Source organism: Cupriavidus sp. R6-3 (assembly GCF_059772245.1).
In genome coordinates, this window is sequence record NZ_JCBAJO010000031.1 from 1 (window position 1) to 15,871 (window position 15,871).

At 68.2% G+C, this 15,871-nt stretch carries 14 protein-coding genes; 8 read left to right on the top strand and 6 right to left on the bottom strand.

What is annotated here, in order from left to right:
* The coding region (locus AC6EI8_RS08345) for a DnaJ C-terminal domain-containing protein (RefSeq protein WP_498381701.1) at positions 1 to 727 on the top strand (727 nt) is incomplete at its 5' end.
* Between the two features lie 26 nt (positions 728 to 753).
* On the opposite strand, the gene AC6EI8_RS08350 is transcribed toward AC6EI8_RS08345, so the two are convergent.
* On the bottom strand, positions 754 to 1,734 hold the full coding sequence (locus tag AC6EI8_RS08350) for a tripartite tricarboxylate transporter substrate binding protein (protein WP_498381702.1): 981 nt from the start codon (positions 1,732 to 1,734) through the stop codon (positions 754 to 756).
* 321 nt (positions 1,735 to 2,055) lie between these two features.
* On the opposite strand from AC6EI8_RS08350, the gene AC6EI8_RS08355 reads away from it, so the two are divergent.
* From AC6EI8_RS08355 to AC6EI8_RS08385, 7 genes are all read left to right on the top strand, one after another.
* Positions 2,056 to 3,846 (top strand): acyl-CoA dehydrogenase family protein, encoded by a 1,791-nt coding sequence (locus tag AC6EI8_RS08355; protein ID WP_498381703.1) that lies wholly within the window; start codon positions 2,056 to 2,058, stop codon positions 3,844 to 3,846.
* A 211-nt stretch (positions 3,847 to 4,057) separates the two neighbouring features.
* Entirely contained in the window at positions 4,058 to 5,047 is a 990-nt protein-coding gene (locus tag AC6EI8_RS08360; protein ID WP_150084812.1) for a Bug family tripartite tricarboxylate transporter substrate binding protein, read from the top strand.
* 69 nt (positions 5,048 to 5,116) lie between these two features.
* The gene (locus AC6EI8_RS08365; protein ID WP_498381704.1) at positions 5,117 to 6,253 is read left to right on the top strand and encodes a CaiB/BaiF CoA transferase family protein; all 1,137 of its coding nucleotides are present in this window, start codon (positions 5,117 to 5,119) and stop codon (positions 6,251 to 6,253) included.
* Between the two features lie 214 nt (positions 6,254 to 6,467).
* Positions 6,468 to 6,821, top strand: a complete 354-nt coding sequence (locus AC6EI8_RS08370; RefSeq protein WP_149318487.1) for a DUF1428 domain-containing protein — start codon at positions 6,468 to 6,470, stop codon at positions 6,819 to 6,821.
* Positions 6,822 to 6,942: 121 nt separating this feature from the next.
* Positions 6,943 to 7,542 (top strand): TetR/AcrR family transcriptional regulator, encoded by a 600-nt coding sequence (locus AC6EI8_RS08375; protein WP_265633522.1) that lies wholly within the window; start codon positions 6,943 to 6,945, stop codon positions 7,540 to 7,542.
* Positions 7,543 to 7,744: 202 nt separating this feature from the next.
* Entirely contained in the window at positions 7,745 to 8,695 is a 951-nt protein-coding gene (locus AC6EI8_RS08380; protein ID WP_498381705.1) for a Bug family tripartite tricarboxylate transporter substrate binding protein, read from the top strand.
* Between the two features lie 7 nt (positions 8,696 to 8,702).
* Positions 8,703 to 9,893: a M24 family metallopeptidase gene (locus AC6EI8_RS08385; RefSeq protein ID WP_498381706.1), complete on the top strand. Its 1,191-nt coding sequence runs from the start codon at positions 8,703 to 8,705 to the stop codon at positions 9,891 to 9,893.
* A 56-nt stretch (positions 9,894 to 9,949) separates the two neighbouring features.
* Here AC6EI8_RS08385 and AC6EI8_RS08390 read toward each other — a convergent pair whose 3' ends face one another.
* The 5 genes from AC6EI8_RS08390 to AC6EI8_RS08410 all read right to left on the bottom strand — a co-directional run bounded on the left by AC6EI8_RS08390 (position 9,950) and on the right by AC6EI8_RS08410 (position 15,703).
* Positions 9,950 to 10,429: a hypothetical protein gene (locus AC6EI8_RS08390; RefSeq protein ID WP_150084814.1), complete on the bottom strand. Its 480-nt coding sequence runs from the start codon at positions 10,427 to 10,429 to the stop codon at positions 9,950 to 9,952.
* Positions 10,430 to 10,557: 128 nt separating this feature from the next.
* Complete coding sequence (locus AC6EI8_RS08395) at positions 10,558 to 12,279, bottom strand: lactate permease LctP family transporter (protein ID WP_498381707.1); 1,722 nt, start codon at positions 12,277 to 12,279, stop codon at positions 10,558 to 10,560.
* Between the two features lie 180 nt (positions 12,280 to 12,459).
* Positions 12,460 to 13,905: a LutB/LldF family L-lactate oxidation iron-sulfur protein gene (locus AC6EI8_RS08400; RefSeq protein WP_265633525.1), complete on the bottom strand. Its 1,446-nt coding sequence runs from the start codon at positions 13,903 to 13,905 to the stop codon at positions 12,460 to 12,462.
* Positions 13,902 to 14,753: a LutC/YkgG family protein gene (locus tag AC6EI8_RS08405; RefSeq protein ID WP_498381708.1), complete on the bottom strand. Its 852-nt coding sequence runs from the start codon at positions 14,751 to 14,753 to the stop codon at positions 13,902 to 13,904. Before AC6EI8_RS08405 ends, AC6EI8_RS08400 begins: the two co-directional genes overlap by 4 nt.
* Positions 14,750 to 15,703, bottom strand: coding sequence for a (Fe-S)-binding protein (locus AC6EI8_RS08410; protein ID WP_498381709.1), 954 nt, complete (start codon positions 15,701 to 15,703; stop codon positions 14,750 to 14,752). The genes AC6EI8_RS08405 and AC6EI8_RS08410 overlap by 4 nt, the downstream gene beginning before the upstream one ends.
* Between the last annotated feature and the right edge of the window lie 168 nt (positions 15,704 to 15,871).

A 15,871-nucleotide genomic window follows, 5' to 3' on the forward strand; every position in this document is an offset into this window, starting at 1 on the left:
GCGCCGCAACGCGCAGGGCAAGGCCGGCGTCGACTACCTGTGCGAGACCAGCATCGCGCTGGAAACGGCGGTGCTGGGCGGCATGGCATCGACCCGCGTCAGGATGACCGTCGATTGCCTGCACTGCGATGCACGCGGCATCCGCATGATGGCCTGCAAGCCGTGCGCCGGCACGGGCCAGGTGCGACGCGGCCTGTTCCACGCGTATGGCGCCTGCGAGCGCTGCGCGGGTCGCGGCGTCGAGCCGGCTCCCTGCGACGCCTGCGGCGGGACCGGCAAGGTCCGCGTCGACAAGGCACTGCGCGTGCAGATCAAGCCGGGCGTGATCGACGGCACCGTGCTGCGCGCCCGCGGCATGGGCGGTGCCGGCATCGACGGCGGCCCCAACGGCAATCTGATGTGCAAGGTCCGGGTGCGCAAGGACCGCGTGTTCGGCGTCGATGGGCTGGACCTGACGCGCGAACTGAAGATCGACTTCGTGCTGGCCTGCCTCGGCGGCCGCGTGCCGGTGGTGCGCTTTCGCAAGACCGTGATGGCCGAGATCCCGGCGATGACGCGCAGCGGCACCGTGATCCGCGTGCGCGGCATGGGCCTGCACGATCGCGCCAAACAAAAGACCGGCGATCTGCTGCTGACGGTGGTCATCGATCTGCCGTCGCGGCTGCGCGCGCTGACCGAGTCGCAGCAGACGCTGCTGCGCGAACTCGGCCGCGGCGCCGGCGAATGAACCCTGAATGAACCCTGAATGAATCCTTACTGGTTCTTCATGGCCTCGGCCAGCCGCCGGATGATCGCCCCCTCGCTCTTGAAGGCCTTCTGCGCATAGGCGGTGTACTGCTCCGGACCCATATAGTTGGTCGACATGCCGTACTGCTGCGTCACCGTCAGCAGCTTCTGGTCCTTCAGCGCGTTGCGGAACGCGGTGTCGAGCTTCTTGACGACCTCGGGCTTCATGCCGGCGGGGCCGACGATGCCGAACGGCGAATTGGACCAGACCGGATAGCCGATCTCCTTGAGCGTCGGCGCATCGGGGAAGTCCGGCGCGCGCTTTTCCGACAGCACCGCGAGCACGCGCAACTGGCCGTTCTTCACATAGGGCAGCAGCGTGTTGGTCAGCATCGCCACGTCGCACTGGCCGCCCAGCAGCGAGGTGATGGCCTCGGCGTCGCCCTTGTACGGGACATGCGTCCAGTTCGATTGCGTGATGCGCGCCAGTTCCGAGATCGTCAGATGCTGGCTGCCGTAGATGCCGGTGGTGCCGTAGCTGATGCCGCGGCTCGACGCCTTGGCTTCGGCCACCAGCTCCTGCATGGTCTTCCACTTGGCATCGGTGCGCACCGCGACCGCGAAGTTGTAGTCCGCGATCATCGAGATATAGGTCAGGTCCTTCAGCGGGTCGTAGCGCATCTTCTGCACGTGCGGCAAGCGGAAGATCACCACCGGCGCCATCGTCAGCGTATAGCCGTCGGGCTCGCTGGTGGCCATCTGCGTCGCGCCCAGCGTGCCGCTGACCCCGGGCTTGTTCTCGACGATGATCGATTGGCCCAGCTCGCGCCCGGCCGCGTCGGCCAGCGCGCGGCCGATCTGGTCGGTGATGCCGCCGGCGCCGTAGGGCACGATCAGCTTGATGGGATGACTGGGAAAGTCCTCGGCGTGCAGGCGTCCGACCGGCATCCCGGCCACGCCCGCCGCCCATGCCGCGCCGGCCAGGCGCAGGATTTGGCGTCGTTGCATGTTGTCTCCTTTGTATGGTGTCGATGCGACGGTGTCGATACGACGGCCAGGCTGTCCCGCCCGGCTCGCACGGCTCGGCCGTGGCGGGACAGTATGCAACGCGTTGCGGTCTGGTGGTGTGACAGGGCGGGTTTGTCCCTAGCGCTGCAAGCGACGCATGAGAGCGTAGCGAGGTGAATCGCCTGTGTGGGCGCCTATACAAAAAACATATCGTCCAAGCCATTATTAGTATTGGACGCAAATCGCTGCTTCCTCGAACATTCCAGCATACGGCGGGCTCGGTCCCGGCCGCATATCGAGAAGTGGGAAGAGGAGACAAGCATGCCGACCAGCGCCGTCCGTCAGGACGTTTCATCGCAACCCGCCGCCGCGGCGACGCCGTCCGTGCACCCGGTGCCGGACCAGCATGGCGTCAATCTGTTTGCCAGCGATCCCGACCTTCGCGCGCTGCTGCCGCTGTATCTGCCGGCGGACCTGTACCAGCACCTGCTGCCGCATCTGGACCGGATGGGCGCGCTGGCGGGCGGCGTGCTCGATGCGCTGGCCAATACCGCCGACCACCATCCGCCGACGCTGACGCACCGCACGCGCACCGGCATCGATGCGCAGCGCATCGACAAGCATCCGGCCTATGTCGAACTGGAACGCGTGGCCTTTGCCGAATTCGGCCTGGCGGCGGTATCGCATCGCGCTGGCGTGCTGGGCTGGCCGCAGCCGATGCCGGCGGCCGCCAAGTACGCGCTGACCTATCTGTTCGTGCAGGCCGAGTTCGGCCTGTGCTGTCCGCTGTCGATGACCGATTCGCTGACGCGCACGCTGCGCAAGTTCGGCGATCCGGCGCTGGTCGAGCGCTTCCTGCCGAACCTGACGACGCAGGTGTTCGACGACCTGTACCAGGGCGCGATGTTCATGACCGAGCAGGGCGCGGGCTCCGATGTGGCCGCTACCGCCACGCGCGCGATGCCCGATCCCGAGGCGCAGGGCGGCTGGCGCCTGAGCGGCGACAAGTGGTTCTGCTCGAATCCCGACGCCGAGCTGGCGATGGTGCTGGCGCGTCCGGATGGTGCGCCCGACGGCATCAAGGGCGTGTCGCTGTTCCTGCTGCCGCGCCGGCTGGCCGATGGCAGCCCGAACCACTATCGCATCATCCGCCTGAAGGACAAGCTGGGCACGCGCTCGATGGCGAGCGGCGAGATCCGCCTCGAAGGCGCGCACGCCTGGCTGGTCGGCGAGCCTGGCCGCGGCTTCGTGCAGATGGCGGACATGATCAACAACTCGCGCCTCTCCAACGGCGTGCGCGCCGCCGGACTGATGCGGCGGGCGTTGTCGGAAGGACTGTTCATCGCGCGGGAGCGCCGTGCGTTCGGCAAGCGGCTGATCGACATGCCGCTGATGCGCCGCCAGCTGCTGAAGCTGGCGCTGCCGACCGAGCAGGCCCGCACGATGGTGTTCCAGACCGCCGAGGCGCTGCGCCGGGCCGACGCCGGCGAGGCCGACGCCTATCCGCTGATGCGCATCCTGACGCCGCTGATCAAGTTCCGCGCGTGCCGCGATGCGCGCAAGGTCACCGGCGACGCCATGGAGATTCGCGGCGGCTGCGGCTACATCGAGGAATGGAGCGATCCGCGGCTGGTGCGCGACGCCCACCTCGGCTCGATCTGGGAAGGCACCAGCAATATCGTCGCGCTCGACGTACTGCGCGCGATCCGGCGCGAGGGCGCCCTGCCGGTGCTGCGGGCCCATCTGCAATCTCTGCTGGCGCAGACGCCGATGCACGCCAACGCGCGCGCGGCGTTCGACAGCGCACTGGAACGCGCCTGCACGCTGGCGGCCGACGCCGCGCAGGCCGATGCGGCCGGCGATGTGCTAGCCCGGCAGGCCGCGTCCGCGCTGTATCACGTGACCAGCGCGGCGGCGATGGCGTGGGAAGCGGGCCGCATCGGCTCGGTGCGCCGCATGCGGCTGGCCCAGCTGGTGCTGATCCATCGCGTGCTGCCGCGCGATCCGCTGGCAGGTGGCGCCGAGCCGGACTGGCTGGCCGATACCGTGGCGCCGGCGGCCGAAGGCGCGGTGCAGCCTGCCGGAGCGGTCGATCAGGTCGATCTGTTCTGAAGATCTACTGACCCGCCAGACCCGCATACCTGCCGACACGTGGACCTGCCGACACGTGGACCCACGGAACGCAGACCCACGGTTCCACGGCTCCACAGACTCACCCGCCGCGACGCGCAATGCCTCGCGGCGAATCCCAACCCTACAACAACCCGAACAAGCGCCCGGGACGACGAAGCCCGCGGCGCATCGCCTGACAAGGAGACATGAAATGACCCCCTGGCAACGCATCGCGGCGCTCGCCGCCGCTTCCACGCTGACGCTGTGCGCCGGCATCGCACCCGCCTTCGCGCAGAAGGACTATCCGTCCAAGCCGATCATGATGGTGGTGACCTATCCGCCGGGCGGCCCGACCGACGCGATGGCGCGCACGCTCGCCGCCTCGCTGAAGAACACGCTGGGCCAGCCGGTGGTAGTCGAGAACCGCGCCGGCGCCGGTGGCAATATCGGCGCGGAGGCCGTCGCGCGCGCCGAGCCCGATGGCTACACGCTGATGTTCGGCACCTCGGCGCCGCTGGCGATCAATGTCAGCCTCTATCGCAAGATCAACTACGACCCGGTCAAGAGCTTCACGCCGGTGATCCAGATCGGCCATCTGCCCAATGTGCTGGTGGTCAATCCGTCGGTGCCGGCGAAGAACGTCACCGAGCTGATCGCCTATGCCAAGGCCAATCCCGGCAAGCTGACCTATGCCTCGTCCGGCAACGGCGCGTCGTCGCACCTGGCCGGCGTGCTGTTCAACAACCTGGCGGGCACCGACTTCCAGCACATTCCGTACAAGGGCACCGGCCCGGCGCTGAACGATCTGCTGGGCGGCCAGGTCAGCATGACCTTTACCGACGTGCTGACCGCGCTCCCCTTCATCAAGAGCGGCAAGCTGCGCGCGCTCGGCGTGACCACCCGCGAGCGCTCGCAGGCGCTGCCCGATGTGCCGACGGTCGCGGAGCAGGGCGTCGCCGGCTTCGACGTGTCGGTGTTCTTCGGCGTGGTGGCGCCGGCCGGTACGCCCAAGGAAGTCATCGGCAAGCTCAACGCGGCCTTTGCCGACGCGCTGAAGCAGCCGGAGGTCCGCAAGACGCTGCAGGGGCAAGGGCTCGAGTTCGCGCCCTCGACCAAGCCCGAGCAACTGGGCGGATTCATCAAGGCCGAGGTCGGCAAGTGGCGCGCGGTGGTGCAGAAGTCCGGCGCGCAGCTGGACTGAGCCGGATCGACCTGGATTGATGACAGCGCCCACGATGGCGCCGACGATGGCAACGAGCAAGGGAATCCGATGACGCAAGCAAGCACCGGCGCGCTCGCCGGTATCCGGGTGGTCGACCTGTCGCGCATCCTGGGCGGCCCGTACTGCGGGCAGATCCTGGGCGACCACGGCGCCGATGTGCTGAAGATCGAGCCGCCACAGGGCGATGACACGCGGACGTGGGGGCCGCCGTTCAAGGACGGCGTGGCGTCCTACTACTTCGGCCTGAACCGGAACAAGCGCGTGATGCGGCTCGATCTGGCGGCGCCGGCCGAGCGCGAGGTATTGCTTGCGCTGCTGGCCGACGCCGACGTGCTGATCGAGAACTTCAAGATCGGCACCATGGAGAAATGGGGCCTGGGCTACGAGGCCCTGTCGCAACGCTTCCCGCGGCTGGTGCACTGCCGCGTGTCGGGCTTCGGCGCCGACGGACCGCTCGGCGGCCTGCCGGGCTACGATGCCGCGAACCAGGCGATGGCGGGCATCATGAGCATCAACGGCGAGGCGGACGGCGAGGCGCTGCGCGTCGGCCTGCCGGTGGTCGACATGGTGACCGGGCTGAACGCCGCGCTTGGCGTGCTGCTCGCCCTGCAGGAGCGCGAGCGCAGCGGACGCGGCCAGTTCGTCGAGGCCGCGCTGTATGACTCCGGCCTGTCGCTGCTGCATCCGCACGCGGCCAACTGGTTCATGAGCGGCAAGGCGCCGCAGCGCACGGGCAACGCCCATCCGAACATCTATCCGTACGACACGGTGGCCACCGCCACCGATCCCATCTTTCTCGCGGTCGGCAACGACCGGCAGTTCCGCATCCTGTGCGAGCACCTTGGCGTGGCCGCACTGGCCCACGACGAGCGCTATGCGACGGCCGGGGCGCGCTCGGTCAATCGATCCGCGCTGAAGGCCGAACTGGAGGCGCTGCTCGGCACGCGTGACGGCAAGGCGCTGGCCGACGCGCTGGTGCAGGCCGGCGTGCCGTGCGCGCCGGTGCTGTCGGTGCCGGATGCCCTGCAGCATCCCCATACGGCGCATCGCGAGATGGTGGTCGAGATGGAGGGCGGCTATCGCGGGCTGGGCACGCCGGTGAAGCTGTCGCGCACGCCGGCGACCTATCGCTTCGCGCCGCTGGCCGAGGGGGACCGCTTCCTGCCTCGCGACGGGGAGAGTTAAGCGGGAGAGTCAAGCGGAAGAGTCAAGCGGAAGAGCCAAGCGGAAGAGCCAAGCGGAAGAGCCAAGCGGAAGAGCCAAGCGGGAGGCTGGCCTGCTGTCCACTTTGGACATTGCGGTTCTTGCACTATGGTAACGAGACGCATTCCGAGCGTGAGGCTGCGCCACCCGGCGCGGACATGAGCGCCGGTGCCAGTCGATTCCCAAGGAGACCACCATGTCCTATGTCGACGGTTTTGTCATTGCTGTGCCCACCGCCAATCGCGAGGCCTACCGCGAAATGGCGCAGAAGGCCGCGCAGGTGTTCAAGGAGTACGGCGCCCTCCGGGTGTACGAGTGCTGGGGCGACGATGTGCCCGAGGGCAAGGTCACGTCGTTCACCATGGCGGTCCAGCGCAAGGACGACGAGTCCGTGGTGTTCTCGTGGATCGAGTGGCCCTCGCGCGAGAAGCGGGACGAGGGCATGAAGGCGTCGCTGGCCGATCCGCGGCTGGCGAACGACATGCAGAACATGCCCTTCGATGGGCAGCGGATGATCTACGGCGGCTTCGAGACGATCGTCCAGGCCTGAGCGCCGGGCCGCCTCGCCCGCCAGGGCGTAGCGTCGGAACGGCTTGCGATGGGGCGGACCGCGGCTAGAATCGCGGTTCGCGACGCTGCCTGTCGTTGTCCCGCCTACCGACCGCTACCCGATGCCCACGAAGAAATCCGACACCAGCACGCGCGCGACCAGCGAGCAAGCCCTTCAACTGCTGGATGCGGCCACCGAGCATGTGCTCAACCACGGCCTGGGCGATCTGTCGCTGCGCAGCGTCGCGGAGGCCCTGGGTACCAGCCATCGCATGCTGATCTACTACTTCGGTTCCGCGGACGGATTCTGGCAGGCGCTGCTGCATCGCATCCGGCATGCCGAACAGCAGGCGCGGCAGCAGACGCTGGCCGAAGGCACGGATCCGAAGACGGCGCTGGTCTCCGCCTGGCAGCGATACTCGGCGTCGAACTACCTGCCCATCATGCAACTGGTGTTCGAAATATATGGTCGCGCCATCCGCGACCGCGAACGCTTCAGCGGCTTTCTCGAGGACGTGATCGGCAGCTGGACCGGCATGCTGGCCGAACGCTTCGAGCGCAATCTGGGGATGAGCCGCACCGAGGCCAGGCTGCTCGCCCGCGTCGAAGTCGCCACGATTCGCGGGCTGCTGCTCGATCTGGTGACCACCGGCGACCGCAAGGGCACGACCGCTGCCATCGAGTACTTCGCGGAAATGATGGCGCGCCACCGCCGGCCGTGATGCCGTTGCTGCCGCTGCACTCCAGTCCCTGATTTGCCCGCCGCGATTCGCGTATACCCGCGCTACACCGTTCAATGTACCACGTGGTACATTGCGTTTCGCTTCGACCGCCGCAGGTGGCAGTCGAAGCGATCTCGACCGAGATGAATCGACCGAGATGAACCGACGACAGGGTGAATGCAGGATGAAACGGCGAACATGGATGAGCTGGACTGCGGGCGCAGTGCTGGCGGCGGCGCTGCCGGGTATGGGGCAGGCCGAAACCTATCCCTCCCGGCCGGTACGGCTGGTGGTGCCGCAGGCGGGCGGAACGGGCAACGACGTACTGGCGCGGGCGCTGGCCGAGCGGTTGGGACACGCGTGGAAGCAGGCCGTCGTGGTCGAAAACAAGCCGGGCGCCAACGGCGCGCTGGCCATCAGCTACGTGCTGTCCCAGCCGGCCGACGGCTATACGCTGTTCTTTGCCGGCGTGTCGAATCTGAGCTTCAATCCCCATCTGTATCCGAAGTTGCCCTATCGCCCGTCGAAGGATCTGGTCGGCGTCGCGATGCTGGCGAACTCGCCGTTTGTGTTCGTCGCCGCGCCGTCGCTGGGCGTCAAGACCCTGCAGGAGTTCGTGCAGATGGCCAAGGCGCGTCCGGGCGAAATCAGCTTCGCATCGGGCGGCGTCGGCAACTCCACCCATCTCGCGATGGAGCTGGTGGCCGAAAAGGCCGGGATCAAGCTGCAGCACGTCCCCTTCAATGGCCCGGGCGGCGCCACCAGCCTGATGAACGGACAGACCCCGGTGATGATGAACGTGGTGGCGGGCGTGCACGCGAACATCGTCGGACAGAAGCTCGTGCCGCTCGCCGTCACCGGCGACAAGCGTCTTGCGGCGCTGCCCAACGTGCCCACCTTCAAGGAACTGGGCCATGACATCGCGGTGCCGGGCTGGTATGCGATCGTCGCGAAGGCCGGAACGCCGGCCGCGCTGGTGCAGAAGATCAACGCCGACATCAACCAGGCGCTGGACGACCCGCTGTTGAAGGAAAAGCTGGCCTTCCAGTTCCTCGAACCGATCAAGGGGCCCTCGACGGAAGTGGAGCGCTACATGAAGCGCGACTCCGAAGCCTGGGGTCCGATCATCCGCAAACTCGGCATTTCTCTCTGATCAAGCCATGCCTCATCTGACAAAAGCCGTCCACGAATACCGCCTGGCGTCGATGCGCAAGCTGATGGATCGACTGCGCGTCGATGCGCTGGTCTTCGGCACGCCCGACTTCTTCCAGTTCGCGACCAACTTCCAGCTGGACGTATGGCCATGGGAACGGCCGGTCTTCGTGGTCGTTCCGCGCAATGGCGACACCTTCGCGGTGATGAACGAACTGTCGACCAACCATATGCGCTTCGCCACCGAGAAGGGGAAGGTGTGGTTGTCGGATATCACCTATTACGCCGAGCACCCACGCGTTGCCAATCGCCTGCCGCTGGTGCCGCAGCTGCCCGAGGTCGTCGCCGGGCTTCTGGCTGAGAAGGGTCTGGGCATGTCGCGCATCGCCGTCGATGTCGCACATCCGATCCTGACGGCGGCACAGCGCCATCTGCCCGAGCTGACACTGCGGCCGTCCATGGGCGACATGCGTGGCCTGCGTTGGGTCAAGCATCCCGAGGAACTGCAGGTGATGCGCGAGCTCGGGGCGCTGACCGATTGGGTACAGGATCGCTACCGCGAGAACATCCGCGCGGGCCGGCTGGTCCAGGAACTGGACCATGCCATGGCGGCCCTGATGGTCGAGGAAGCCGCTCGCCGTTTCCCCGGCGAGGACTTCGACATTCTCAAATGCTGGACGCTGTCCGGGCCCGCATCCGCTTCGCCCCACGGCGACGGCGCGGCTTGCGGCGCGCGCATCTCGGCGGGCGACACGATCGTCAATCTGGTGCTGCCGCGCCTGAATGGACTCTACGTCGAGAACGAGCGCACGTGGTTCTGCGGCAAGCCGACGGACCAGCAGGCCCGCCTGTACTCGGTGGCCGCGGAAGCTACCGACGCCGCGGTGGCAGCGGCGGTGCTGGGCAAACGCGTGTGCGACATGGATGCCGCGGCGTTGCAGGTGATCGAGCGGGCCGACTGCGCGCAGTACGTCTTCCACCGGACGGGCCATGCCGTCGGCCTGATGCTGCATGAGTATCCGGAAGACATGGCGTTCAATACGCGGCCCCTGCTGGCAGGGGAGGTGTATTCCGCCGAGCCGGGGCTGTATGTCTATGGACTCGGCGGCTTCCGGCTCGACGACACGGTGATCGTCGGTGAGCGGCCCGAGGTCATCGTCAAGACGCCGAAGACGCTGGTTTACGCGACGGTGGAGTAGGCGGGGAGGCAGGGGCGGGCCATTCGCGGCGGCATGCGGATGGGCCCCGCAGCGATCTACTTGCCAAGCAGGCGGTCGAGCTTGGCGTCCATCCGCTCCAGCCGGGTCTCAACCGCCCCGACTCGAACCTCCAGCGCTCCGAGCCGGCCCTCCAGCGCTCCGAGCCGGCCCTCCAGCGCATCGAGCCGGCCGCTCAGCCGCTTGTCCAACTCGACAATCTGAACACTGAGCGGGCCGGTTCCCTTGTCCACCTTGTCCTGAGTGGTGGAGTTCATGTACCCCATTACCGAGAGGATCAGGCCTATCCCGGTGCCCACGGCGGCGAACACTCCCCACGGTGCGACGGTTGCTGCGGCTTGCTTGCGGACCAGATGGACCAGGTCTTCCCGGGACATCGACTCGTCGCGGCGTCGAAAAGGCCTCGAGCGATGAGGATCGATAGGCATTGCATCGTCGCCGGTGGCGTAAGGATCGTGGGCGGTGCTCATGGACATGTTTGGGCAGAGGTGAAAACGGTCGGCATCGATCGTCGGCACAGGCAGTCATCGTAGTGGCCCAACAGCGCACCGACTCGATCGATGCGGCACTATCCCATCCCACCCAATCCCCTGCTTTCGCTTTTCGCCGCCGTCCATCGAAGAGCGTGCACGTGGCGATCGGCGTCCTAGCCCGGAATCATCCCCGTCAACCAATACGCCTGCACCATCGTGATGATGCCGACGATCACCGCGAACAGCAGGCTGTGCTTGACCGTGAAGCGGAACAGCTCCGACTCGCGGCCGACCAGTCCCGTCGCGGCGCACGCCACCGCGATGGACTGCGGCGAGATCATCTTGCCGGTCACGCCGCCCGTGGTGTTGGCGGCGACCAGCAGCGTGTCGGAGACGCCGATCTGATGCGCGGTCGTGCTCTGCAGCGAGCAGAACAGCGCGTTCGACGAGGTATCGGAGCCGGTCAGGAATACGCCGAGCCAGCCGAGGAACGGCGAGAAGAACGGGAAGGCCGCGCCGGTGCCGGCGAGCAGCAGCGCCAGCGTCGACGACATGCCCGAGTAGTTGGCAACGAAGGCGAAGGCGAGCACCAGTCCGATCGACAGGATGGGGCGGCGCAGCTCCAGCAGCGTCTCGCCGAAGGTCGCCACCAGCGCGCGCGGCGACATGCGCAGCAGCACGGCGGAGATCAGCGCGGTCAGCAGGATCGCGGTGCCGACGGCGGACAGCAGGTCGATCTTCAGCACGGCATCGTAGGCCTTGGGCGCGGCGACGATCGGCGCGGTCTTGACGACCAGCTGGTCCAGCCACGGCACCGGGAACTTCAGCACCGTGCCGGCCAGCGCGCCGCCGGAGGCGAACAGGGCCTTGAACGGCTGCAGGCTCCATACCGTGACGATTGCGGTCAGGATGCCGAACGGCGCCCAGGCGCGCACCGTTTGCGCGAGCGTGTAGGGCGAGGCCTTGCGCCGGTTCGTGGCGCCGATCGTCGGCAAGCCCCCCATGTCGCCGAAGCCGCCGAGCGCCGCGGCGCCGCCGTGGCCGGCACGCAGCGATGCGCTGGCGGTACGCGTCGCGCTGCGCGGCTGCCACACCTTCAGGAAGGCCGACAGTGACACCAGGCTGACCAGCGCGGAGGTGATGTCCGGCAGCTCCGGCCCGATATGGTTGGCGGTGAAGTACTGCGTCACCGCGAAGCTTGCGCCGGTGACCAGCGCGGCGGGCCAGGTCTCGCGCACGCCCTTGACGCCGTCCATCATGAACACCAGCCAGAACGGCACGGCCAGCGACAGCAGCGGCAATTGCCGGCCGGCCATCGCGCCGATATGGAAGGGATCGATGCCGGTGACCTGGCCGGCCACGATGATGGGGATGCCCATCGCGCCGAAGGCCACCGGTGCGGTATTGGCGATCAGGCACAGTCCCGCCGCGTAGAGCGGATTGAAGCCGAGGCCGACCAGCAGCGCGGCGGTGATCGCCACCGGCGCGCCGAAGCCCGCCGCGCCCTCGAGGAAGGCGCCGAAGGCGAAGCCGATCAGCAGCACCTGCAGGCGCTGGTCGTCGGTGATCGCCAGCACCGAGGCGCGGATCACGTCGAACTGGCCCGTCTTGACGACGATCTTGTAGAGGAACACCGCGGTGACGATGATCCAGGCGATCGGCCACAGGCCGTACAGGAAGCCGTAGCCCGCGGCGGCGAGCGCCTGCGGCACCGGCATGCCGTAGCCGGCGATGGCCACGGCCAGCGCGAGCGCCAGCGTGATCGCCGCGGCCACATGGCCCTTCATGCGCAGCAGCGCCAGCGCGACGAAGAAGAACAGGATGGGAATGGCGGCCGCCAGCGAGGACAGCCACAGGCTGCCCAGCGGCATATAGACCTGTTGCCAGGTTTGCATATCGGTCTCCTCCGAGGGATGCGAGTCTAGAAAGGAAAAAATCGTGGCCGGCGAAGCCACCGACGAGGTTGCGGTTGCCACCGCGTCGTTGCCGCGAATGCGCGAATCCAGCGTCTTCGGAAGCCGCTGGGTCCGCGCTTTGGCGGGGACGAGGGGCTCTTGTCGGCGAGGGTGCCGGGCTTATTCGGGTTGTCCGCGCTCGCGCAGCAGATCGGCCAGGCTGCGCGCGGCCGGCCGCAGGGGCTCGCGGTGGTCGGTCCACCCCATCTGCCGCGATGGCGTGAAGGCCCGCAGCCGCGTCGCCGCCCAGCGGAACAGCCGATACAGGCGCGGATGCGCGAACGCGCCGCGCCAGAAGCGCCAGATCAGCTGTTCGCCACGGCTGTAGCGCGCGCCCTGGCCGCGCAACGGGTGCTGCACCGCCTCGTCGGGATTGCGGTTGGCCTCGGTGCGCAGCCGGATCAGCAACTGGGGAATCGGAATCCGCACCGGGCAGACCTCGCCGCAGGCGCCGCACAGGCTCGACGCGGTCGGCAGGTCGGCGGTGGCGTCCAGTCCCAGCAGATGCGGCGAGATGATCTTGCCGATCGGGCCCGGATAGGTGGTGCCGTAGGCGTGCCCGCCGATGCGGGTATAGACCGGGCAGTGGTTCATGCAGGCACCGCATCGGATGCACTGCAGCGTCGCGCGCAGTTGCGCGTCGGCATAGGCCTGGGTGCGGCCGTTGTCGAGCAGCACCACGTGCATCTCGCGCGGGCCGTCGAGCTCGCCGGCGCGTCGCGGACCGGTGATCAGGTTGAAGTAGGTGGTGATCGCCTGGCCGGTGGCCGAGCGCGTCAGCAGTGTGGCAAGCGGCACGATATGGTCCAGGCTCGCCACCACCTTCTCGATGCCCATGATCGCGATATGCACCGGCGGCACGGTTGTCGACAGCCGGCCGTTGCCCTCGTTCTCCACCAGCCACAGCGTGCCGGTATCGGCGGCGGCGAAGTTGACGCCGGACAGGCCGATATCGGCCTCGACGAAGGCGTGCCGCAGCGCGCGGCGGCCCGTCTGGATCAGCGTGTCGACGTCCTCGGTGTAGGGCGTGTCGGGGATATGCTGCTCGAACAGCGCGGCGATATCGCCGCGCGTCTTGTGGATCGCCGGCATCACGATATGCGAGGGGCCTTCGCCGGCCAGCTGGACAATGTATTCGCCCATGTCCGACTCGAGGCTGCGGATGCCGCGCTCGGCCAGGTAATGGTTCAGCGCGATTTCCTCGCTGGCCATCGACTTGCCCTTGATCACGCTGCGCGCGCCGTGGCGCTCGGCAATGCCGGCGATGATGGCGTTGGCCTCGTCGGGCGTCTGCGCCCAATGGACCTGCACGCCTGCTTCGGTCAGCTTCGCTTCCAGTTGTTCCAGCAGCGCTGGCAAATGCGCCAGCGCGTGCTGGCGCACCGCCTCGCCGAGATCGCGCAGGGCCTGCAGTTCGTCGCCGTCGGGAAACTGGAGCGCACGCTTGTTCTGCAGGAAGTCCATCGCGCCGCGGAAGCTGCTGCGCAGCTTGGGGTCGTCGAGCGCCGCGCGCGAGCGCGCCTTGAAATCGGCGGAGGGGACGAAATGCATCGGGGTCGCGCTCATGCGGATTCTCCCTGTGCCGGTACCGCGCCCGGTACCGCGCTCGATGGCGTGGCGGATACCGCGGCCGATAGCGCGCTCGATACAGCGCCCGATACAGCGCCCGATACAGCGCCCGATACAGCGGCCGATGGCGCCTTGCCGGCGCGCTCGACGATCAGCACCCACAGCCGGCGCGGTCCATGCGCGCCATAGGCCAGCGTCTGCTGGATGTCGGAGGTCTTCGACGGGCCGGACACCAGCACCAGGTTGGTCGGCATGCCGTCCTGCCAGCGTTCGGCGCGCATGGCCGCGTGCAGGTCGGCATGCAGCGTGTCGGCGTAGACCAGCGCCACATGCAGCGGCGGCACCAGCGAGACCGTGCGCGGTGTGCGCGCGTCGGGCACGAGCACGAGCGTGCCGGTGCCGGCGATGCCGGAGCGCGCCACCGTGAAGCCGGCGTCGATGGTGTCGAACAGCTCGCGTTTCCAGTCTTCGATGGGGCGTTGATAGGCGACGGCTTCCACGGTAGACGGGAGGGCGCGCGACAGCGCGGCGCCCTCGGGACCCTGGGAATCGAACAGCAGCCGGCGCACGCCATCGGCGGCCAGGCGCCCGGCGAGCAGTGCGGGCCAGCCGGCCTCGTCGGTGCGCCACACCTCGGCGTGCGCGGCCTGCAAGTTGACCTGCATCGCGTCCGTCAGCGTGGCGGCGTCCGCGGGCGCGTGCATCGCGCGCCGGACGTCGAAATGCGCATCGATGCGCCGGCTCAGCGTTGGCGCGGCGGCGTGGCCGTCGGCTGCGTTCGCTGCATCCGGCGCGGCGGCGCGCAGCCGTTCGAGAATGCGGGTGCGGGCGTCGTCGGCGTTCATCGCTGTGGCTCCGTTCCGGCGATGGCCACATCCCGACCGCCGCCGCTTCCGCCGCTACCGCCGCTTCCTCTGCCGCCGCTTCCGCCGCCGATGCTGTCACGGCTGCCATCGTCACCGCTGTCACCGCTGCCATCGCCGCTGCCAAGGCGGCGCCACAGGAACGTGGCCATGTGCTCGACCTTGAGCCCGAGCGCCTGCCGGCGCGCGGCGTGGCCGATATTGAGCAGGCAGCCGCAGTCGGCCGATACCAGCGTGTCGCAGCCGGTCGCGCAGGCCGAGCGGACTTTGTCCTGCACCATCGCCCCCGAGATGTCCGGATGCTTCAGCGAGAAGGTGCCGCCGAAACCGCAGCATTCGGACTCGCGCTCGTGTTCCAGCCGTGTGACACCGGGCAGCGCGTCGATCAGCTCGACGCCGTGCACGCGGGTGCCCATCTCGCGACGGGCCGCGCAGGAGGTATGCAGCACCACGGTTTCGGGTCGGGCGGATCCGGAGCCCGAGTCCGACCCCGACCCCGATCTGGACTTCGACCCCGAGGCCGCCGCGGCGGGAAAGCGGACCTTCAGTACGCGCAGCAGGAACTCGCTCAGTTCGTACACGCGCTCGGCCAGCGCGCGCGCCTTCGGCCCGGCGACGGCGTCGTCCTCGAACAGCCTGGGCCAGTGATGGCGCATCATGCCGGCGCAGGAGCCGGAGGGCACCACGATCGGCCAAGGCTGCGAAAACAGGTCCAGCTGCGCGCGTGCGACGGCGCGCGCCTGCTCGGGGTTGCCGCTGCTGTAGGCCGGCTGGCCGCAGCAGCTCTGCCCGCGCGGGAAATGCACGGCCAGCCCTTCGCGCTCGAGCAGGCGGACCGCATCCAGGCCGGCTTGCGGCACGAACAGGTCGACCAGGCAGGTCGCGAACAGGTACACCTCGGCGGGGGCCTCGGGGTATTGCCTCGGAATCATGTCTCGCTCCGGAGATGGCCCGCCTGCAATGGCGGGCTCGATGCGTGGTGCTGGGGACGTCATCATGCGTCTGATGGCGGGCGCGATGGGGCGCAATGGGTGCGACCGGGGCGCGATCGGGCACCGCAAGGCGCGTCCGCTTCGGCGGCATAATTCCCGCTGCGGCGA

Coding starts and splice junctions, on each gene's coding strand:
- AC6EI8_RS08350 (WP_498381702.1), bottom strand. CDS start 1,734: ATGCAACGACGCCAAATCCTGCGCCTGGCCGGCGCGGCATGGGCGGCG.
- AC6EI8_RS08355 (WP_498381703.1), top strand. CDS start 2,056: ATGCCGACCAGCGCCGTCCGTCAGGACGTTTCATCGCAACCCGCCGCC.
- AC6EI8_RS08360 (WP_150084812.1), top strand. CDS start 4,058: ATGACCCCCTGGCAACGCATCGCGGCGCTCGCCGCCGCTTCCACGCTG.
- AC6EI8_RS08365 (WP_498381704.1), top strand. CDS start 5,117: ATGACGCAAGCAAGCACCGGCGCGCTCGCCGGTATCCGGGTGGTCGAC.
- AC6EI8_RS08370 (WP_149318487.1), top strand. CDS start 6,468: ATGTCCTATGTCGACGGTTTTGTCATTGCTGTGCCCACCGCCAATCGC.
- AC6EI8_RS08375 (WP_265633522.1), top strand. CDS start 6,943: ATGCCCACGAAGAAATCCGACACCAGCACGCGCGCGACCAGCGAGCAA.
- AC6EI8_RS08380 (WP_498381705.1), top strand. CDS start 7,745: ATGAGCTGGACTGCGGGCGCAGTGCTGGCGGCGGCGCTGCCGGGTATG.
- AC6EI8_RS08385 (WP_498381706.1), top strand. CDS start 8,703: ATGCCTCATCTGACAAAAGCCGTCCACGAATACCGCCTGGCGTCGATG.
- AC6EI8_RS08395 (WP_498381707.1), bottom strand. CDS start 12,279: ATGCAAACCTGGCAACAGGTCTATATGCCGCTGGGCAGCCTGTGGCTG.
- AC6EI8_RS08400 (WP_265633525.1), bottom strand. CDS start 13,905: ATGAGCGCGACCCCGATGCATTTCGTCCCCTCCGCCGATTTCAAGGCG.
- AC6EI8_RS08405 (WP_498381708.1), bottom strand. CDS start 14,753: ATGAACGCCGACGACGCCCGCACCCGCATTCTCGAACGGCTGCGCGCC.
- AC6EI8_RS08410 (WP_498381709.1), bottom strand. CDS start 15,703: ATGATTCCGAGGCAATACCCCGAGGCCCCCGCCGAGGTGTACCTGTTC.